Origin of the sequence: Nocardia spongicola, from assembly GCF_047200775.1 — a bacterium.
Taxonomy (GTDB): domain Bacteria; phylum Actinomycetota; class Actinomycetes; order Mycobacteriales; family Mycobacteriaceae; genus Nocardia.
Map to the genome: position 1 here is coordinate 44998 of NZ_JBJZOO010000006.1, position 19281 is coordinate 64278.

Below are 19281 nucleotides of genomic sequence, written 5' to 3' on the forward strand. Positions count from 1 at the left end.
GCCGCCTTCTCCCTGGATGGGGGAAGGCGGCCTTCACCGTAGTATCGAGGCAGGCAGCACCGCCGCGCATCGGTCAGGGCATCGGATGAGCGGGGGCGCTGGCCCACTTCTCTCCCGCGATCACTATGTGATCGAGGAAGCGGAGTCCGACGATATGAGCTGCTTCGGCGAGGATGGTGGTCGCGCGACGATCATCGGCGCTCGGGGTCGGATCGCCGGAAGGGTGATTGTGCACGACGGCGAAGCCACGGCCGTCATGGCGCAATACGGTATTGAGAATCTCCCTGACCGGGACCGCGACCTGATCGACAGCGCCTTGCGCGACGAACACCTGCCTGCGTAACCGATTCTGGGTATCGCATATCAGCACCAGCAACCGTTCCACCCGAGCCCCTGCGAACTGCGCGCGAGCGGCGGCGGCCACGGCGGAGGCACTGGTCAGCCGGATCGCCGTATCCGGCCCGCCACGCGCCCGCACACCGATATGGAATGCGGCGATGATCGTAGTGGCCTTCGCCACCCCGATCCCGGCCCGCCGCGACAGCTCCTCCGGGCGCACCGCCGCCAGCCCGGCCAGTCCACCGTGCTCGACCAGCAATTCCACCGCCAGATCGAGCGCACTCGCACCGCGCCTGCCATGCCGCAACAACAATGCGAGCAACTCCGCGTCGCTGAGCGCCTGCGGCCCGAGCGCCAACAGACGTTCACGCGGCCGCTGCGCGGCAGGCACATCGACTAGGGAGACCGCCATGACTCCACCCCTCGGTCACGCCAACAGTTTCCCGGATTGTGCCAGCAGACACCGACACCACATCCCAACGGACGAGCCTGCTACCGACGTATGTGGCGCCGGGCCAAGAACCATCGAGACAGCGGGAGCGCCTGCCCTATAGCCGGACGCCCTCGCTATCGATCGACGCCGACCACCTCCGGCTCCGGCACAGCGAACAAGATATCCGAGGCAAGCTTCTCCAGGTGGTGCAACTGGCGCTCGTGCACGACGATTCGACGCAGGGCTTCGTTGATGGTGGCGGCACTCGTCGAAGTGCCCATGATGGTGGCAGCCGCGGCGAGCAATTCTTGGTCGAGATCGATCCGCACGTATTTCATGCGCCCTCCTTCGTACTTTCGCCATCTTGCGTCATGATGCCCGCTCATGTCTGGCAAATCGCGAACTCGACTCGCCCGGCGTATACCCTACATGGGTATAGTTATCGCCATGGGGTACAGGCACACCGCGGTCTGCGATCACGTCGTAGGCGCTGGACACCAGTCGCGCCATACCTGGCACCATAGCGCGCACCATCCACCGGCTACCTGATGCACGACGGCGATGGCGACACTGCATTCCGTTCTTGACCACTCTCCTTTTCGCTCTCGCGAGGGCATTCGCGCCGAACACACCAGCGCACACATGGCCGATCGGGCGCGGCAAGGGGCACGCGGTGACGCATTCACCGCACGGCGGGCACCGATCGGCCGACCACACACGCCATTCGGTAGCGGAATCCACCGGACAACCCCATCCAGCTAGACATTTTGCCCAGTTTGACGGGCTTTTGTTGTCGACAGCGGTCAGCGATGCTTGCATCGAGGTATGTTCACCGAGGCCCAGTTGTACTCGCCGGTGACCCGCACCGGCGACGGCGACGTGACGGTGCACCTATGCGACGAGCATCCCGGCGTGCACGACCCGGCATATCGGGCGCGGCGCAATGCCATCGCCGCATCGGCCCTGGACTATACGCAGGGAAAGCCGCTGCCCCGCATCGCCTATACCGACGCCGAGCAGCAGGTGTGGCGGATCGCCTCCGCAGAGCTCACCCGCAAACACCGCGCCTACGCCAGTGCGGAGATACTCACGGCAGCCGCGGCACTCACCCTGCCCACCGATCACATTCCACAGTTGGACGAGGTATCCGCGGCACTGGAACCACTCACCGGATTCCGCTACGTCCCTGCCGCGGGCCTGGTACCGCTGCGTGAGTTCTTCGGCTCCTTCGCCACAAGGACCTTCCACTCGACCCAATACATCCGGCATCACTCCGCACCGCTGTACACCCCGGAGCCGGATGCCATCCACGAGATCATCGGACACGCCAACCAGATCGCCAGCCCGCGCTTCGCCGCTATCTACGCCGCGGTCGGCGCGGCGGTAGACAGACTGAGCACCGAGCGCGCGCTGAAGTTCCTCGCCGATGTCTTCTGGTTCTCGATGGAATTCGGCGTCGTTCGCGAGCACGGCGAAATCCGCTGCTACGGAGCGGGTCTGCTGTCCTCCTACGGCGAGATCGAGGAGTTCCGGCATGCCGAACTCCGGCCACTCGATATCGCCGAGATGGGCAGCGCGAACTACGACATCACGCATTACCAGCCGATTCTCTACTGCGCGGACTCGATCACCGAGATCGAAGATGTGCTCGGCGGCTTCTTCGCGACCATGGACGACGACACACCGGATCGGTTGCTGCGCTCCAGCACCACCAGGGCTCAGTAGACCAGGATGCGCCCGGCCCTGCGGTACTCGGATCTGGATCGACCTTCAGGATTCACGATCTACCCCGAGCGGAAGGCCCGCATGCAGGAAATCCACGGTGCGGGTGATGTTCTCCACGTTCATCGGTGTCATCGTCGAGATGGCCATGGTGGCGCCCGCCATCGCGCCCGCCGTCACCCGAACCTCGAAATCATCGGCGCAGCAGCCGCTGCGCTCGGCCAGCAGGCCCGCGATGAGATCGATACTGCGGAGGACTTCCGAGCCGATAGCCGACCGCAACTCCGGTACGTGATACAGCAAAGCCTGCCGTTCCTGCTCGAAACCCAGCTCAGCGGCGGGCAGCATAGTGAAGACCTCGAACACCGCGTTGCGGAAGGCAGCCATCGGGGTGATACCGCGTGGCTGCCGCCGCAGGGCCTCGATCAGCAGCGGCTCGAGATCATCGGCGAGCACAAGCTGCTCTTTGTTCCGGAAATAGCGGAAGAAGGTGCTCGGCGAGACACCGGCCGCCGCGGCGATCTGCTCGATAGTCGTCTCGTTGTAGCCCTGCGCACGGAACAGCCGGAACGCTTCCAGACGAATCGCCTGGCGATCGCGTTCCTGCTTCCGCTCACCCAACGCCCGCGCCGCGCCGGGCGCAGGTAGCTCGACCGACATGCATCGATTCTGCCGCATCCAGCGCGCACTCCGGCTCGAAGTGTCGCATCCGGATAAAAGCCACCGCAGGCCCCACGTCCGCGGACACAGCGCGCGGTACCGCCTAGCCGCTCGACCTACGCATACGCGGGATACGACCCGGCCGGACAGTTCCGGTCAACGACGGCCGGAGAACCGCCGAAGACGCGAAAGGGTAAGGGCGGTGAAAATACCTGCACCGAAGTAACTCGCACCCGCACCCATCGACAGGCCTCTGGCACCGATCCTTGGCGCGATCACAGCGGGGCCCGGCGGGGGAATCTCGGCCTCCGGCTCGTTCTCGGCGGCAGTAGCGGCCCAGGCGGTGGCGAAAAGGGTGATGCGGTAGGTGGTGTAGGTGAACACCATCAGGCCGATGATCGAGCCGAACGTAGCGCCGGCTGGACTGTCCAGCACCGTTTGCAGATAGAGCGAGGCAACGAGCTTGAATACCTCGAACACCAGCGCGGCCAGCGCCGCCGCCTTGGCCGCACTGGCCAGTGTGACCGGTTCCCGAGGAAGCCTGGCGATGATCCAGGCGAACACTGCCCAGGAGGCCAGGATCCCGAGCAGGATGGACACCGCCCGCAGCAGTAATCCGGCACCGGGGAAATCGATGAGTCCAAGGCCTCTGAGCAGTTGCGTACCGAGCGTGCTCGATCCCAACGCCGACAAACCGAGCGATACCGTGAAGGCGAGACCGAGACCGGCCAACGCGACCAGGTCGGAGAGTTTGGTCACCAGCCAGTTGTGTTCGGTGGACCGCTGCTCCCACTGCTCGGTGAGTGCGGCACGCAGATGATTCATCCAGGCGAGCCCGGTATATATCCCGACGAGCAGCCCGAGCGTACCGACCGTCCCCCTGGAGTCGATCGCCCGATCGACCAGGTCACTCACCTGCGTGCCGAATGAGCCCGGCATGTTCTCGACGATCTTGGACCGCAGCGTATCGATCAACTCTGGATTGCTGGACAACACCAGGCCCGCGACCGAGAAAGCAACCATCAACAGCGGAAACAGCGACAGCACCGTGAAATACGTAATGCCTGCCGCGTAATGGTCACCCCGTTGATCGCGGTAGCGTCCGGCCGCCCTGACCAGATGATCCAGCCAGGGCCGCGCCTGAATCCGGCGTTTGATCCCTGCCACAAGAGAGTCGATCACTGCACCATTCGCCTTTCGGACGCCAGAACTCGCGAACGGCGCTCAGCGGCCCAACAGGCCGACCCGGTCGTACACCTGCGCGAGGGTATTTCCCGCGATCTCGCGCGCCCGTTCGGCTCCGGCGGCGAGAATCCGGTCCAGTTCGCCTTGATCCGATAAATACTCCTGCACCTTGGCCTGTAACGGTGTGACGAACTCGACCAATGCGTCGGCGACAGCCACTTTCAGCTCACCGTAGCCCTTGCCCTCGAAATCCTTCTCCAAGACCACGATCGGCGTCGCGGTCAACGAACTCAAGATCACCAGTAGATTACTGATACCAGGCTTGTGCTCGGTGTCGTAGCGGATCTCACGCCCGGTGTCGGTGACCGCCGATTTCACCTTCTTCACGGTGATCTTCGGGTTGTCCAGCAGGTTGATCAGGCCCGCGTCGGTGACGGCCGATTTGCTCATCTTCGCGGTCGGATCCTGCAGGTCGTAGATCTTCGCGGTGCCATTGACGATATGGGCTTCCGGCACCACGAACGTCTTCTTGAACCGGGTATTGAAGCGCTGCGCCAGATTTCGAGTCAGCTCCAGGTGCTGCCGTTGGTCTTCACCGACCGGAACCTGATGGGGCCGGTAGAGCAGGATATCCGCGGCCATGAGCACCGGATAGGTGAACAAACCGACGGTCGCGTTCTCCACGCCCTGTTTCACCGACTTGTCCTTGAACTGGGTCATCCGGCTCGCTTCACCGAAACCCGTGATACAACTGAGCACCCAGGCCAGTTCGGCATGCTCGGGTACCTGGCTCTGCACGAACAGGGTGGACTTCTTCGGGTCGATCCCGAGCGCGAGCAGCTGCGCGGCAGCGGCCCTTGTCCGCGCTCTCAGTTCCTTCGGGTCCTGCGGCACGGTGATCGCGTGCAGGTCCGGGATGAAATACAGCGAGTCGTAGTCATCTTGCATAGTCACCCAGTACTGCAGCGCGCCAAGATAGTTCCCGAGATGAAACGAGGAGCTGGTCGGCTGAATCCCGGACAGGACCCGCTGTGTGCGTTCGGCCGCCGTGGTGGGCACAGGACTGGACATACCACCGATCTTCGCATGCGGTTCAAGCCGGATTCCGCCGCACCCGGTTGCGCGGATCGATCCCCGGCATGCTCGGCCGCCCGCTGCCGACCAGTTCGCGTTCACGTTCGGCGAGCATGGTGTAGACCGGTGTGCTCGGGCCGGCGAGGGCTCCGTGCAGTACCGCGGGCACCAGTGGAACCGGCGTATGCGCGGTGCGGATCGCACGCGCCAGCACCAGATAGGCGGCCTCGTCGACAATTCCCCAGCGCATCCCGTACATCCGGCGGATACGCGGCGGTAAGCTGCCCTGCACCAGCAGGTAGAACGAGGAAGTGACCTGCCGTAACGGCATACCTGGCGCGTACGGTACACGCTGTCCGGCCAAGTAGGACCCGACCAGCCGCGCCTCATCGGTGAGGAACAGTTCGCCGGAGTCGAGATAACGGTCGAAGAATGCGCGGAACTCTCGATGACTGCCAGGAGCGGCGTCCGCAGGCATACCGAACAGCTCGCCCCAGCGTACGTAGTCCTGGTAGAGACCTTCGCGTTCACCATCGGTCAGGGGGCGCACCAGCAGGTCGTGCATCACTTCGGCCGAATCGAAAGCAAAGGCCATCGTCATGAACATCAGGTGCGGGTCGAGCGCGGAGTATCCGGTGCCCGCCGGGTAGTGGACCCCGGCGTCCTCCGGCAGTGCGCCCCGTACTGTGCTGTGCTTCTTCCTTGTGAACGCCAGCGCGCGATCCGCCTCGGCCTTGCTGCCGAGGAACACCGCCTCGAACAACCTGCCGGTCAGCGCGAGTCTGGTGTAGGGCGTCTCCCGATGCTCGGTGTTCTCCGCAGTGCCGACATAGAGCAGCGGGTGCACCGCACCGATGACCAAGGCGCGCAGGCCATAGGTGAGGCCTACCGCACGCTTGCGCATGACCCGCCGAATCATCGAGTGGTCACTGAAGTAGCCGGGCTCGGAGGTTCCAGTGGTTCTCGGCATTCCAGCCTCCCCGATCGGGATCATCTGGCAATAGCATCCACCAGAATCGACCATTCTGGCAATGCTCTCTACCAGAATTGTGATCACACCCTGACCTGCCGACACACCACTCTGTGTGAACCGAGCCGAGCCGCGAACCCACCGCCGCAGGCACGACACATCGAACACTGTCAGAATCGGAGCGTGACCGCGCAAAGGACCTATGGGGGTATCTCCGCACCGGAACGGCGAGCGCAGCGACGTGCGGCTTTACTGGAAGCGGCGCTGGAAATCGTCGGCACCACTGGTTCGGCGAAACTGACGGTCTCCGGTCTCTGCGCGCTGGCCGGTCTCAACGAGCGTTACTACTACGAGAATTTCGACAGCCTCGACGCCGTGCTCGCCGCACTGCTCGACAGGATCGCCGAGGAACTGGCCGTCGCCATCCTCGCGGCTGTACGCGCCGCCGCCCCGAATGCCCGCACGAGCGCACAGGCCGCCATCACCGCGGGCGTACATGTACTCACCGACGATCCGCGCAAAGCCAAAGTCGCGCTGATCGTGAGCATGGCGACACCGGCGCTTCGCGCCCGCACCACCAGCACAGTGCGAAAATTCTCCCGGATGGTGGCCACCGAGGGCATCGAGTTCTACCGAGTCGGCACCGCTACCCCGGACCCGGTGATCGACTTCCGCGCCATGTATCTGGTCGGTGGGCTGATACAGACGCTGACCGCCTGGCTCCAGGGCGATCTGAACCTCAGCCGCGACGAACTGATCGAACACACCGTCGACGTATTCGTCCTGCTCGGCGAGGATTCAGCGAGCAAGCTGCGCTGAACACTCAGCGCCACAGAAGCGGCGACACACCCAGCGGCCTGCGCATTCCCTTATGGACGGCTCGAACGAGAGCACCGCACGCCATGGTGGACAAGCCGCGCGATCACGAATGGCTTCGCCGGTACCGCACCGTAACAGGTGCGTGGTCGGACCAGCGCTGATCGTAAGCGGTGGCCCGTTCCACCAGAGCCTGTTCGGCACGTGTGGCGAGATCACCGAGGACCAGATGGTAATCGATCCGCCACCCACTGTCGTTGTCGAAGGCGCGACCCCGGTACGACCACCAGCTGTAAGGGCCATCGACCCCAGGGTGCAAGCCGCGCACCACGTCGACGTAGCCCGCGGCCAGCAACTCATCGATCCAGGCGCGCTCCTCCGGCAGGAACCCGGCCGACTTCAGGTTGCCCTTCCAATTCTTCAGATCACGCTCGGTATGCGCGATGTTCCAGTCGCCCGCCACGACCAGATCATCGGTCCGCTTAGTCAAGTAGGCACCGAATTCGGCCAGGAAGCGGTACTTCTCGTCTTGGCGCGTGGTACCCGCTTCGCCCGAGTGCACATACACACTCGCCACGGTGAAATCATCGAAATCGGCTTCGATATAGCGACCCGCGGCCCCGAACTCATCACTGTCGAAACCGATCCGCACGGCGCGCGGCGCCTGCCTGGACAGAATTCCGACACCGGAACGCCCCTTGGATTCCGGCTCGGCGTGCGTCAACTGCCACCCCGCCTCCAGCGCGGGCGCCAACGCGACTCCGACTTGTTCATCGGTGGCACGGGTTTCCTGTAGACAGACAATGTCGGCCGTTGTACTCGCCAACCAGGCGAGCAGGCCTTTTCTCGCGGCCGCGCGGATACCGTTCACGTTCACCGTCGAGATACAAGGCATCCGCTGACCGTACCGTGCCGAGTCGATGCCGCGCGGACGGCATCGACCGGTCACTGGCTCGGATCGCCCTGCGGCGACGCTTCCTCCGAGATCAACGCGGTGAGCTGAGCAAGAGACCGATCGACCTGCTCAGTGCTGACTTCTGCCGCTGCCTTGGCAATCGGGCCTCTGATCATCATTCCGGTGAATTCGCACCGTACCGTGATCGCGCTGCCCGTACCTCTGGGCTGGATGTTGAAGTCGAAATCTATCTTCACTCCGCTCACGATGCTGTGCACGACCAGCGTGTTCGGCGCGGTGATCGCGATAACGGTCATTTCCGCATCGCTCGCCATGCCGAGTGCCGACAGCTTGACGGCCAACTCGGTCCCCTCGGTCAGCACCGTGGGCGGCTCCTCCCGGAACTTCTCCAAGATCAGGAACCATTTGTCCCAGGTACGCGGATTGGCGACAAAAGCCCATATCTCCTCCGGAGAGGCGTCTACATCCCTGGTCTCCTCGATGTATGCCATATGTTCCGATCCTCGTCGATTGCCGTCGGAGCGTCGGCCGCGGTTATCGGTCGGTGCGTGGCGGATAGCTCCCGGTGCTCTGTCCTGACCTCGAAGATCACAGTGGAGCGGTCAACCCGCCGCGCGGTTCTGTTTCGCGGCACGGGCATGCTGATGCCGTAGTTGCCAGATGCGGGCACCGCCGGCCAAGGCCATCACCAGCACACCACCGATTGTCGCGAACAACAACGCGACCCCGAGCGGCATGGTAAAGCTCCACGGCAGGAAGGCGATCTCGGTCTGCGTGGTGTTCTGCAGGATGAAAATCAGCAACACGATCACGAGACCCGCTCCCACCGCGATCTCGAGCCACGCTCGCGCAGTCCATGCCTGCGCGTGGCCTCGCCACGCACCCGGTGTGCGTTTCCGTTCGGCGCGTTCTCGGCGTAGGTGTTTTCCGGAGTTCTTCGGTGCCGTTACCGGCTGTTGCTCGGCGCTCATCGCGCCCCTCCTCGATCGGGTCAACGCCCCGCGGCTCGGGGTGCTCACGAATCTGCCCGCTGAGCAGCGGGGCCATCGACGGATCAGCTCTGTACCTCCAGTGTGCCCGCGAGTACTCACGGCAAACAAGACCGCGTTCACGCAGGCCAGATGTTTAGTCACCCGCCCATGGGTCATCCCAAGACGAGGGGCACCACTGCTCAGGAAGAGGGCGCGCCATGAACGCGATTCGAGCAATCCCACTGGCTACAGCCGTGACCTTGATGGCATTCGGGCTAGCGGCCTGTGATTCGGACGAGTCATCGTGCTGCTGGCCCACCGGCGCGATCGGCACCCGCTATGCCGAGATCTCCGGGCCCACCGGCCCGCTCGGGGACTGCAGCGGCGGTGAATACGATCAGGATGGTGGCCGGGTCCAGGACTTCCAGCACGGAGCCATCTACTGGACCCCCGAGACCGGCGCCTGGGAGGTATACGGGTCGATCGAAGACGAGTACGACCGTCTGGGCGGCCCCTCGTCACCGCTGCAATGGCCCGTCAGTGGCGAGTTGTCCACACCGAATGGAGTCGGCCGGTTCAACAAATTCCAGACCGGCAACATCTACTTCTCCCCGGCGGGCACCTATCCCGTCTACGGCGCCATTTTCGACGAATGGGCCAAGCAAGGCTATGAGAACGGCAGGCTCGGCTTCCCCGCATCAGCCGAATACGATGTTCCCGACGGCCGTCGGATGGATTTCGAACGCGGCTGGATCGAGTGGAACTCCTCCACCGGTCAGCTCACAACAGGGTGAGCGCGGCAGCCACACCGGCCGAGATAGCACTCCGAACCAAGCTATGGCGGGAACGCCGACTACATTGGCGACGTTCCAGAACAGCATAACCACGGCAACCGGTTTTATCGCCACATTACGGGCAAAACCTGACATCAGCCGATGATGGGATCACCGCGTAGAAATTGTCCGGCAATCAAGAAAGAACCGGAGAAGCCGATCCGCTCCTCCGGGGAAGAGATCGGAAAACAGTACGGGCACCCGTTCCACCGAAGAGTGAGGCGGGTGCCCGATAACATTCAGCGCGGCGCCGGATATGCCCCAGCGCCGGAATCGGTCGAACGAACCGGTTCCGCGCCGAGGCTCCTGCGGAGCAGGCCGGCTCAGCGCAACGCGCGAGCCAGGTTGGCGTCCAGCGCACCGAGGAACTCCTCGGTGCTCAGATAGCCCTGGTCCCCACCGACGAGCAGCGCGAGGTCCTTGGTCATCTGGCCGCCTTCGACGGTCTTGATGACGACGTCCTCCAGGGTCTGCGCGAAGCCGATCACCTCAGGGGTGTTGTCCAGCTTGCCGCGATGCTCCAAACCACGGGTCCAGGCGAAAATCGACGCGATGGGGTTGGTCGAGGTCGGCTTGCCCTGCTGGTGCTGACGGAAGTGCCTGGTGACGGTCCCGTGCGCGGCCTCGGCCTCACAGGTCTTGCCGTCCGGGGTCAGCAGGACGGAGGTCATCAGACCGAGCGATCCGAAGCCCTGGGCCACGGTATCGGATTGCACATCGCCGTCGTAGTTCTTGCACGCCCAGACGTAACCGCCCTCCCACTTCATGGACGAGGCGACCATATCGTCGATCAGACGATGCTCGTAGGTCAGGCCGGCCGCGTCGAACTGGGTCTTGAACTCGGCGTCGAAGATGTCCTGGAAGGTGTCCTTGAACATGCCGTCATAGGCCTTCAGGATGGTGTTCTTCGTGGAGAGATACACCGGGTAGTTCTGCTGCAGACCGTAGTTGAACGAGGCCCGCGCGAAATCCTCGATGGATTTCTTGAAGTTGTACATGCCGAGTACGACACCGCCGTCCTCGGGAACCTTCACCACTTCGTGGACGATCGGCTCACTGCCGTCCTCCGGGGTGAAGGTGAGGGTGACGGTGCCCGCTTGGTGCACCTTGAAATCGGTGGCACGATACTGGTCGCCGAAGGCGTGCCTGCCGATGATGATCGGCTTGGTCCACCCCGGTACCAGCCGAGGAACATTCGAGATGATGATCGGCGCCCGGAAGATGGTACCGCCCAAGATGTTACGAATAGTGCCGTTGGGCGAACGCCACATCTTCTTCAGGCCGAATTCCTTGACCCGCGCCTCATCCGGCGTGATAGTGGCGCACTTCACCCCGACGCCGTGTCGCTTGATGGCCTCGGCGGCATCGACAGTGACCTGATCATCGGTCTTGTCGCGGTACTCGATACCGAGGTCGTAATACTCCAGATTCACGTCGAGATAGGGGTGGATCAACTTGTCCTTGATGAACTGCCAGATGATCCGAGTCATCTCGTCACCGTCGAGTTCTACGACAGTGCCTTCAACCTTGATCTTGGACATGGATCTTCGTGTCCTCCTAGGATGGTGCCCTCATTGCACGGCCAGGTGAACACGCTTGTGAGCGGACCCCAGCTGTTCCAACAGACAACGTATATGTCCCGCGCTGTCCACGAGACTTGTGGTGCAAACAAGACAAGCGTACTGCTGCTGACGTTCCCATCACACGAGCAGCCCCCTACATGAGACGGACCACCCTGACCGGAGATCGGCAGGCGATTCGTCCCCTGGTCGCGGCGAACAGTCACAGTACCGCCGTCGTCGCAATGATCCACCTCACCCTTACCCGCGGCAACCCGCAACACCGATCAGCCCTTGGCACGCGCAAGCGGAGAGCCCTCCTCAGCGCCTCCGGCCAGGTCCTCCGGCCGGACTCGAATCATCAGCACGATGATCAGGATGGATATGACGAAGAACAAGGCACCGGCATAGAAGGCCACGTCATAGCTGTGGATCGCGGCACGGGCGACCATATGGTCGATCGTCGGGTTGTTCCTCGTGAAGGTCTCGGCGACCTGCACGGAGATGGTGGTCAACAACGCTGTGCCTACCGCACCACCCACCTGCTGGGCCGCGTTCAGCAGCGCGGAGGCGACGCCCGAGTCCCCTTCCTCCACCCGATGCAATGCGACGGACTGGATGCTGATGAACACCGGACCTATACCGAACGCGATGATCACCAGCGGAGGCAGCACGCCGGAGAGATAACTGTCGCCGTAGCTCAGCTGAGCCAGCCACACCAGTCCGATGGCGCCGAGCCCGGCACCTGCCAGCATCAGCGAACGCGGGCCGAGCTTCGGTAACAGCCCGCTGGTAACAGCCGCCGACACCGCGATACCCATCGGGAAGGGCAGGAATACCAAACCCGCTTTCAGCGCGGAGTAACCGAGCGTGATCTGGAAGTAGTAGCTGAGGAACAGAAACATCGCGAACATGGCGATCGGGACGAGCAATGCGACCAGGAATGCGCCGCCCCTGTTGATATCGCCCGGAATATGCAGCGGCAGTAATGGATTCGACGAACGCCGTTCGATCGCGACGAAGACGCCGAGCAAGATCACCCCCGCGATCAACAACGCGAGGGTGCCGCCGCCCGACCAGCCGTCGTCCTCGGCCCGGCTGAATCCATACACGATGGCGACCAGCCCGAGGGTCACCGTGGCAGCGCCGGGCACGTCATAGCCACCCGTATGCGGCGCGGGCACATCTTTGCGCACCCAAGCCAGCGTGCCGAGCAACGCGAGCAGCGCGATCGGCGTATTGACCAGCAGACTCCAGCGCCACGACGCGTATTCGGTGAGCAAGCCACCCGCAATCAGCCCCACCGCGGTGCCGCCCGCGGAAACCGCCGCGAACACCCCGAAGGCGGTGGCCCGATCACCCGCTTCGGTGAAAGTCACCGAGACCAGCGAGAGCGCGGCAGGCGCCAGTAGCGCGGCGAACGCGCCCTGCATGGCGCGACCGGCGAACATCTCCGCACTGGTCTGCGCGAGACCGGCCAGGGCCGAAGAGGCCGCGAAGCCGATCAGGCCGATGATGAAGATCCGGCGGCGCCCCAGGTAATCCGCCAACCGGCCACCCAGTAGCAGCAGGCCACCGAAGATCAGCGTGTAGGCGGTGATCATCCATTGCCGGTCGCCATCGCTGATGTCTAGATCCCGCTGCGCGAACGGCAGCGAGATCGTCACGATTGTGCCGTCCAACACCACCATGAGCTGCGCCGACGCGAGCACAACCAAGGCGAGCCAGCGTGTCGACCCTTCCCACTTCCGCGATACGTCCGCCGCTGTCGCCACTCGAGCCACTGCCATCTCCTAGTCCTTCGATGTATCGGAGAAATAATGACAGAGTGCGACTTTTGTCGTCAAGAGAAAAGTGTCGCAGTACGACATTTGTCTATCAAGGACACAAGGTGGACAGTTTGCGATAGCATGGGCGCATGCTCGAGACCTCGACTCCGATGGGTGCGGACGCTGCGGCCACTGGCACTCCGAATGCCCCATCGGCCAAAGGGCTGCGTGAACGCAAGAAACAACAGACCAGGTCGCGCATCATCTCCGCCGCCCTCGATCTATGCGATAAGCAGGGCTTCGATGCGACCACCGTCGAGCAGATCGCCCATGTCGCGGACATCTCACCGCGTACCGTCAACCGCTATTTCGACAGCAAAGAGGACATCGTCCTCGGTCCAACCGAGGACTTCGACCTCGCCGTGGCCACCGCCCTGCGCGAACTCCCCCACACCGGTAACGAACTGGAAGCCCTGCGCGACGCTTTCCTGCGCGTCATCGATCAGGCAGGCGAGGTGAGCGGCACGGACCCCCTCTCGTTCCGCCGCCTCCAACAGATGCAACGGATCGTGCGCAGCAGTCCTTCGGTCAACGCGCGCAGCCTCGAATACACCGAGGGCAAACACGGCGTGATCGCGGTCGTACTCGCCGAGCGGCTCGGCGTCGAACCGAACGCGCGCGAGGTACAGCTCATCCTCCGGACCTGGCAATTGATCGGCCATGTCAGTGTGGAGTACTCCGGTGCGCAGTTCCTCCACGAGGACATCGCGACCGCGGCCGAGGCGGAGTACACCGCGTTCACCGAGACCTTCGATGCTTTCGTGCGTGCCTGCTGTAGCGCACGAACGAGCGCCTGCCAGTGAGTTCTGCGACAGATTTCGGTCACCGGCCACCGGCCGGTTATGATGCCGGGCAGGTCATGAGTACCAGCATCAAGCCCCGGCTCGCTGGTCGGCAACCCTCCAGCAGCGGTGGGGTGCTCCGGGTGATGACCTGGCTCCCGAGGGCCGGGAGCAAGCGCGCATCAGGAGGTATAGGTAGTCGATATGTGTTGCCACCTGCCACTCCGTTAACCTCTGCTGCAGCGTCGACCATCATTTTGGAGCGAGAATGAGCGAATCCACCGCGCCTGCGGCCGAACACGACCCGACGCAGTGGTCCTTCGAGACCAAGCAGGTCCACGCGGGCCAGGCTCCCGACAGCACCACCGGAGCCCGTGCCCTGCCGATCTACCAGACCACCTCCTACGCCTTCCGCGACACCGAGCACGCGGCGGCACTGTTCGGCCTGACCGAGCCGGGCAATATCTACACCCGGATCATGAATCCCACCCAGGACGTGGTGGAACAGCGCATCGCCGCCCTGGAGGGCGGGGTGGCCGCGCTGCTGCTCGCCTCAGGGCAAGCCGCGGAGACCTTCGCGATCCTCAACCTCGCAGGCGCGGGCGACCATATCGTGTCCAGCCCGCACCTCTACGGCGGCACCTACAACCTCTTCCGCTACTCGCTGGCCAAGCTCGGCATCGAGGTGTCCTTCGTCGAAGATCCCGACGACCTGGAGCAGTGGCGAGCCGCGATCCGCCCGAACACCAAAGCCTGCTACGGCGAAACCATCGCCAACCCCAGCAGCGCCGTATTCGATATCCCCGGGGTCTCCGCCGTCGCCCATGCCGCGGGCATCCCGTTGATCGTTGACAACACCGTCGCCACCCCGTACCTGATCCAGCCGCTGGCACACGGCGCCGATATCGTCGTGCACTCGGCCACGAAATATCTCGGCGGGCACGGCGCGGCCGTTGCCGGCGTGATCATCGACGGCGGCACCTTCGACTGGACGGTCACCGATGAGCAGGGGCAATCCCGGTTCACCGACTTCACCACCCCCGATCCGAGCTATCACGGCGTCGTGTACGCCGATCTCGGCGCGCCAGCCTTCGCACTCAAGGCTCGGGTGCAACTGCTGCGCGACCTCGGCTCGGCGATCTCACCGTTCAACGCGTTCTTGATCAGCCAGGGCATCGAAACACTGAGCCTGCGGATGGAGCGGCACGTCGCCAATGCCAAGAAGGTCGCGAAGTTCCTGAGCACTCACCCCGCGGTCGAGGCGGTGCACTACGCGGGCCTGCCCTCCTCACCGTGGTATGAGCGCGGACTGCGGCTGGCCCCGAAGGGCACCGGCGCCATCGTCGCGTTCGAGCTGCGTGGCGGGGTGGACGCGGGCAAGAAGTTCGTCGATAGCCTGGCCCTGCACAGCCACGTGGCCAATATCGGGGATGTGCGCTCCCTCGTGATCCATCCAGCGTCGACAACACATTCCCAGCTCACCCCGGAAGCGCAGCTGGCCTCCGGTGTCACTCCCGGCCTCGTCCGCCTCGCGGTGGGTATCGAAGGCATCGAGGACATCCTGGCCGATCTACGCATCGGTTTCGCGGCGGCGACGTGACCGTGTGTAGCGAAGCGAGCGCTCTGACCTCCAGCACGGTCCTGCCACCTCCGGACGGGCAGCTCGGCAGCATCGCGATCGGGGACGTACTGCTGGAGAGTGGCGAGGTCATCGCCGATGTGCGTCTCGGGGTGCAGCGCTGGGGGGAACTCTCCCCGGAACTGGACAATGTCGTACTCGTCGAACACGCGCTGACCGGCGACTCACATGTCGTCGGTCGGCCCGATCACATCCATCAGCTGCCCGGCTGGTGGGACGGCATGGTCGGACCGGGCGCACCATTGGATACCGACGAATGGTGCGTGATCGCGACGAACGTGCTCGGCGGCTGCAAGGGCAGCACCGGCCCCTCCTCCCAGGCCCCGGATGGAAAGCCCTGGGGGGCAAGGTTTCCGGAGATCTCCATCCGCGATCAGGTGACCGCGGAGATGATACTGATGGACCTGCTCGGCATCGACCGGCTCGCCGCTGTGGTCGGTGGATCGATGGGCGGGATGCGGGTGCTGGAGTGGATGGTCGGCGCGCCGGACCGGGTAGCCGCCGCATTGGTACTCGCGGTCGGCGCCCGCGCCACCGCCGACCAGATCGGCACCCAGACCACGCAGATCGCGGCGATCAAGGCCGATCCGGACTGGCAAGGCGGCAACTATCACGGCACCGGCCGCACCCCGATCACCGGGATGGGTATCGCCCGGCGCATCGCGCACCTGACCTACCGCACCGAATTCGAACTCGATCACCGCTTCGAGAACAAGCCCCAGGGCGACGAGGACCCACGGGCAGGCGGCCGCTACGCGATACAGAGCTACCTCGACCACCAGGCCGATAAGCTCTGCAAACGCTTCGATCCTGCCACCTATGTCCTGCTGACCGAGGCGATGAACCGGCACGATATCGGCCGTGGCCGTGGCGGCATCGAAACCGCGCTCGCGGCGACCACGGTACCGTGCGTAGTCGGCGGCGTGGACTCCGACCGGCTGTATCCCCTGCGCACCCAGCAGGAACTGGCTGATCTGCTACCCGGCTGCGACGGGCTGGAGGTGCTGAATTCACGCTATGGGCACGACGGATTCCTCACCGAGACCGCGGCGGTATCGAAACTTCTGACCGAGACCATGCGGCTGGCCAGGGCGGGCGTGCGGCCCGGACGCTGAGCGGCGCCGAATCTCTTCGGGGAACGCAGCTCACCCAGCACGGCCGACCGACACCAGACCCAGCCGGATCACGATCCACCGCTGGGGCACTAGCCGGTGCCGAGAGTATCGATCGTGGCCGCCAGAAATATGATGCTGGAGCCGAGCAGCGTCAGCGCGCCGACATCGAAGGGCTTGCTGCGCACCGCGAGCAGCCCGACCCGCGCGGTCGGCAGGCATAACCGGAACGCCGCGGCCAGCAACGTCGCACCGCCGAAGAACAGTGCCCCCCGCCGCCACCGCTCGGCCACGACGAACACCGCCGCCACCACGATGACCAGTACCACAATCGCCATCGGCAGATGGTGACGCAGGAATTCCGCCCCAGGACCGCTGCGCTCGGCCCGATGACGTGCGGCAGGGGTGTCGACATCGGTCACGCCTGCGATTCTCGCAGAAGTCTGGCATTCCCCGGACACGCGGGGCGAACCCGCTGCCGAGGCTGAACTATCGGAACCTCTCGGTAATCATCACGGCTCGAAGCCAACGCTATGAGGGGCAGTCCTCACTACAATAAAGCTCATGACAGCAGCGTACGACTATGAAGATCTACACCGTCTGGTCGATCGCCTCACGCCGGATCAGGCGCATGCGTTGCGGGCTGTCGCATTGCAGTTGGTCGTCACCGGTACCGTTGAGCGAGGTCCTGCCACCGAGCATCCCGGCCCGCGACGTCGCCGCCTCTCATTCGCAGGCATGATGCATGCCGAGCCAGATCTGGCGGCGAGGTCGGAGGAGTTGTTCCGCGAAGAACACGACGGCATATCCGGGACCAGGACCGAACGACCGGAACTGGATCGATGCTTGGACCACCTTCGCGAGGGTGATGTACTCACGGTGTGAAAGCTGGACCGGCCGGGCCGCAACACTGTTCATGCACTCCAGCTCATCAAGCAACTCGCGGAGCGCGGTATCGGCTTCCGTAGCGTCATCGAAGGTCTGCATACCGATGGGCCGATAGGCAAGGTCATGCTGACGGTCATAGCCTTGCCCAACTCGAGCTAGACACCATGATCGAACGGGCTCGGGCCGGACTGGTTAACGACCCATCCCGCTCGCAAGTGTTGCTATCGCGGTCGAGTTCGCCGCTCACATACAGGGATCGCCGGTATCGGTCCGGTACGGCTGAGGGTTTCGCCCCCTATGAGGTTCGATCAGCCTATCTACCAGCAGTTTTACGCGATACATGAAAGACCGGTTGACAAGAGCGGCACCCTTAAGCCACGATATTCGCAGTAGCACAACTGTGTCTTACACCCTTCTCGCCGGAATCTTCTCTTCTCCGAAACTTCCGGTATCCCAGTCGATCCAAGCCCTGATCCACCCTCGCGGATCGGGGCTTCCCGCATTCACGGCTGCTGTGTGCACAGCCGGGCAATGACACCCTCTCCAGCGTGCCGCTGCCACGGCAGGCGGTCACGGCGCTACCACCACACCGGGTAACCGCGATAGCACAGCGTCTGTTCTGTCCGACTCCGACCACCTGGATCTTTCCTACCCGTTGCGGGACTCGGCACATCGCTGTTGTGTCCGTACGCGTCGCTGGCTACAAGGATCGGCAGCTGCTCTGCCTGTCCGATAGCAGCGGGCCGGTCGCCTGTACCGCTGACAAGACTCTGCACACCCGGTGACACCACCACTGCTATCCGGGGCAGCGGATTGTTCTGCGCCTTCGCCGATCAGCCCGAATACAACCACCCCACCGGGCACTACGCCGTGACCCGGACCGGCATCGACAGATAACCGCATACCCCGATCACCACACGCGGCCCGCACCACCTCTGGTGCGGGCCGCGTGTCGTATCCGCCTGCCCCAGTGCAGGCACCAACTCCTTTCGTCGTAACCGCATACCGATCTCTTCGAGGTGTAATCCGATGACAATCCCTGGCCTAGGCGGTCCCGAGCCCGAGGACTACTCGTGGGTCACCCGGCGAATCGCCTGGCTCGACTCGATGACTCCCGCCCGCGAGGACGACCCCGATGCCGGATCCGCCGATGATCGAGGCGGGAAGGTTTACACCTTCCACAACATGACCCCCGAATCGGCTGCGAGCATGGTCGATCGAGTGTTCCGCCAACGGGACCTGGTGACCAATGCCCGTGAAACCGTCACCGTCACAGACTCCTTCGACCTCGACACACCCACGCAGCCACCAGCAACCCCAGGCCCCGCACCCGACACGGCACAGCCACCGACCGCGCCGGGGCAGCAACCACTACCGATCATGACCCCGCAGGGGTGGCGGCTACCGAAGGTCACCCCGGTCAACCGGGCGATGCCGATCACCGATCCGCAGGCATTCACCGACCTGGATGACAACGGCAGGCGGATACCGAACCCGGACACCATCCCCAACCCCAGTGTCGAACAACAACGCGCACAACACCCGAACCCGGC

Annotated in this window: 20 protein-coding genes and 1 riboswitch; of the genes, 8 read left to right on the top strand and 12 right to left on the bottom strand. The window is 63.9% G+C overall.

Going from position 1 to position 19281, the window contains the following annotated elements:
* Nucleotides 1–73 precede the first annotated feature (73 nt).
* Together radC and ACL02S_RS14055 are read right to left on the bottom strand one after the other, a co-directional pair.
* Complete coding sequence (radC, locus tag ACL02S_RS14050) at nt 74–751, bottom strand: RadC family protein (protein ID WP_412802850.1); 678 nt, start codon at nt 749–751, stop codon at nt 74–76.
* 155 nt (nt 752–906) lie between these two features.
* The gene (locus ACL02S_RS14055) at nt 907–1110 is read right to left on the bottom strand and encodes a type II toxin-antitoxin system VapB family antitoxin (RefSeq protein WP_412802851.1); all 204 of its coding nucleotides are present in this window, start codon (nt 1108–1110) and stop codon (nt 907–909) included.
* A 487-nt stretch (nt 1111–1597) separates the two neighbouring features.
* Between ACL02S_RS14055 and ACL02S_RS14060 the strand changes: the two genes are divergently transcribed.
* Nucleotides 1598–2497, top strand: coding sequence for a phenylalanine 4-monooxygenase (locus ACL02S_RS14060; RefSeq protein ID WP_412802852.1), 900 nt, complete (start codon nt 1598–1600; stop codon nt 2495–2497).
* A gap of 45 nt (nt 2498–2542) precedes the next feature.
* Here ACL02S_RS14060 and ACL02S_RS14065 read toward each other — a convergent pair whose 3' ends face one another.
* From ACL02S_RS14065 to ACL02S_RS14080, 4 genes are all read right to left on the bottom strand, one after another.
* Nucleotides 2543–3154: an acyl-CoA-like ligand-binding transcription factor gene (locus ACL02S_RS14065; protein ID WP_412802853.1), complete on the bottom strand. Its 612-nt coding sequence runs from the start codon at nt 3152–3154 to the stop codon at nt 2543–2545.
* Between the two features lie 156 nt (nt 3155–3310).
* Entirely contained in the window at nt 3311–4336 is a 1026-nt protein-coding gene (gene yhjD / locus ACL02S_RS14070) for an inner membrane protein YhjD (protein WP_412802854.1), read from the bottom strand.
* Between the two features lie 42 nt (nt 4337–4378).
* Nucleotides 4379–5410, bottom strand: a complete 1032-nt coding sequence (gene trpS / locus ACL02S_RS14075) for a tryptophan--tRNA ligase (RefSeq protein WP_412802855.1) — start codon at nt 5408–5410, stop codon at nt 4379–4381.
* A gap of 22 nt (nt 5411–5432) precedes the next feature.
* Nucleotides 5433–6383 carry an oxygenase MpaB family protein gene (locus tag ACL02S_RS14080; RefSeq protein WP_412802856.1) on the bottom strand — a complete coding sequence of 317 codons (951 nt, stop codon included), beginning with the start codon at nt 6381–6383 and terminating at the stop codon, nt 5433–5435.
* Between the two features lie 183 nt (nt 6384–6566).
* On the opposite strand from ACL02S_RS14080, the gene ACL02S_RS14085 reads away from it, so the two are divergent.
* Nucleotides 6567–7202: a TetR/AcrR family transcriptional regulator gene (locus ACL02S_RS14085; protein ID WP_412802857.1), complete on the top strand. Its 636-nt coding sequence runs from the start codon at nt 6567–6569 to the stop codon at nt 7200–7202.
* A gap of 103 nt (nt 7203–7305) precedes the next feature.
* Here the strand turns inward: ACL02S_RS14085 and ACL02S_RS14090 are convergent, their stop codons facing one another.
* From ACL02S_RS14090 to ACL02S_RS14100, 3 genes are all read right to left on the bottom strand, one after another.
* The gene (locus tag ACL02S_RS14090) at nt 7306–8094 is read right to left on the bottom strand and encodes an exodeoxyribonuclease III (protein ID WP_412802858.1); all 789 of its coding nucleotides are present in this window, start codon (nt 8092–8094) and stop codon (nt 7306–7308) included.
* Between the two features lie 50 nt (nt 8095–8144).
* Nucleotides 8145–8606, bottom strand: coding sequence for a type II toxin-antitoxin system Rv0910 family toxin (locus tag ACL02S_RS14095; protein WP_412802859.1), 462 nt, complete (start codon nt 8604–8606; stop codon nt 8145–8147).
* A gap of 111 nt (nt 8607–8717) precedes the next feature.
* Nucleotides 8718–9086: a LapA family protein gene (locus ACL02S_RS14100; RefSeq protein ID WP_412802860.1), complete on the bottom strand. Its 369-nt coding sequence runs from the start codon at nt 9084–9086 to the stop codon at nt 8718–8720.
* 218 nt (nt 9087–9304) lie between these two features.
* Between ACL02S_RS14100 and ACL02S_RS14105 the strand changes: the two genes are divergently transcribed.
* On the top strand, nt 9305–9880 hold the full coding sequence (locus ACL02S_RS14105; RefSeq protein ID WP_412802861.1) for an LGFP repeat-containing protein: 576 nt from the start codon (nt 9305–9307) through the stop codon (nt 9878–9880).
* A gap of 362 nt (nt 9881–10242) precedes the next feature.
* Here ACL02S_RS14105 and ACL02S_RS14110 read toward each other — a convergent pair whose 3' ends face one another.
* Together ACL02S_RS14110 and ACL02S_RS14115 are read right to left on the bottom strand one after the other, a co-directional pair.
* Nucleotides 10243–11460, bottom strand: a complete 1218-nt coding sequence (locus tag ACL02S_RS14110) for an NADP-dependent isocitrate dehydrogenase (protein WP_412802862.1) — start codon at nt 11458–11460, stop codon at nt 10243–10245.
* Nucleotides 11461–11765: 305 nt separating this feature from the next.
* Nucleotides 11766–13268, bottom strand: coding sequence for an MFS transporter (locus ACL02S_RS14115; protein ID WP_412802863.1), 1503 nt, complete (start codon nt 13266–13268; stop codon nt 11766–11768).
* 128 nt (nt 13269–13396) lie between these two features.
* Here ACL02S_RS14115 and ACL02S_RS14120 point away from each other — a divergent pair, with 128 nt between their 5' ends.
* The 3 genes from ACL02S_RS14120 to metX all read left to right on the top strand — a co-directional run bounded on the left by ACL02S_RS14120 (nt 13397) and on the right by metX (nt 16843).
* Nucleotides 13397–14110, top strand: coding sequence for a TetR family transcriptional regulator (locus ACL02S_RS14120; protein WP_412802864.1), 714 nt, complete (start codon nt 13397–13399; stop codon nt 14108–14110).
* 52 nt (nt 14111–14162) lie between these two features.
* A riboswitch (SAM riboswitch) is annotated at nt 14163–14273 on the top strand.
* Between the two features lie 84 nt (nt 14274–14357).
* Complete coding sequence (locus tag ACL02S_RS14125) at nt 14358–15689, top strand: bifunctional o-acetylhomoserine/o-acetylserine sulfhydrylase (protein ID WP_412802865.1); 1332 nt, start codon at nt 14358–14360, stop codon at nt 15687–15689.
* A gap of 2 nt (nt 15690–15691) precedes the next feature.
* A complete protein-coding gene (metX, locus tag ACL02S_RS14130) occupies nt 15692–16843 on the top strand; it encodes a homoserine O-acetyltransferase MetX (RefSeq protein WP_412803020.1) in 1152 nt (383 codons plus the stop codon).
* A gap of 89 nt (nt 16844–16932) precedes the next feature.
* Here metX and ACL02S_RS14135 read toward each other — a convergent pair whose 3' ends face one another.
* Nucleotides 16933–17178 (bottom strand): DUF3017 domain-containing protein, encoded by a 246-nt coding sequence (locus ACL02S_RS14135; protein ID WP_412803021.1) that lies wholly within the window; start codon nt 17176–17178, stop codon nt 16933–16935.
* A gap of 226 nt (nt 17179–17404) precedes the next feature.
* Between ACL02S_RS14135 and ACL02S_RS14140 the strand changes: the two genes are divergently transcribed.
* Entirely contained in the window at nt 17405–17725 is a 321-nt protein-coding gene (locus ACL02S_RS14140; protein ID WP_412802866.1) for a recombinase family protein, read from the top strand.
* A 45-nt stretch (nt 17726–17770) separates the two neighbouring features.
* Entirely contained in the window at nt 17771–17887 is a 117-nt protein-coding gene (locus tag ACL02S_RS14145; RefSeq protein WP_412803022.1) for a hypothetical protein, read from the top strand.
* Nucleotides 17888–19281 lie beyond the last annotated feature (1394 nt).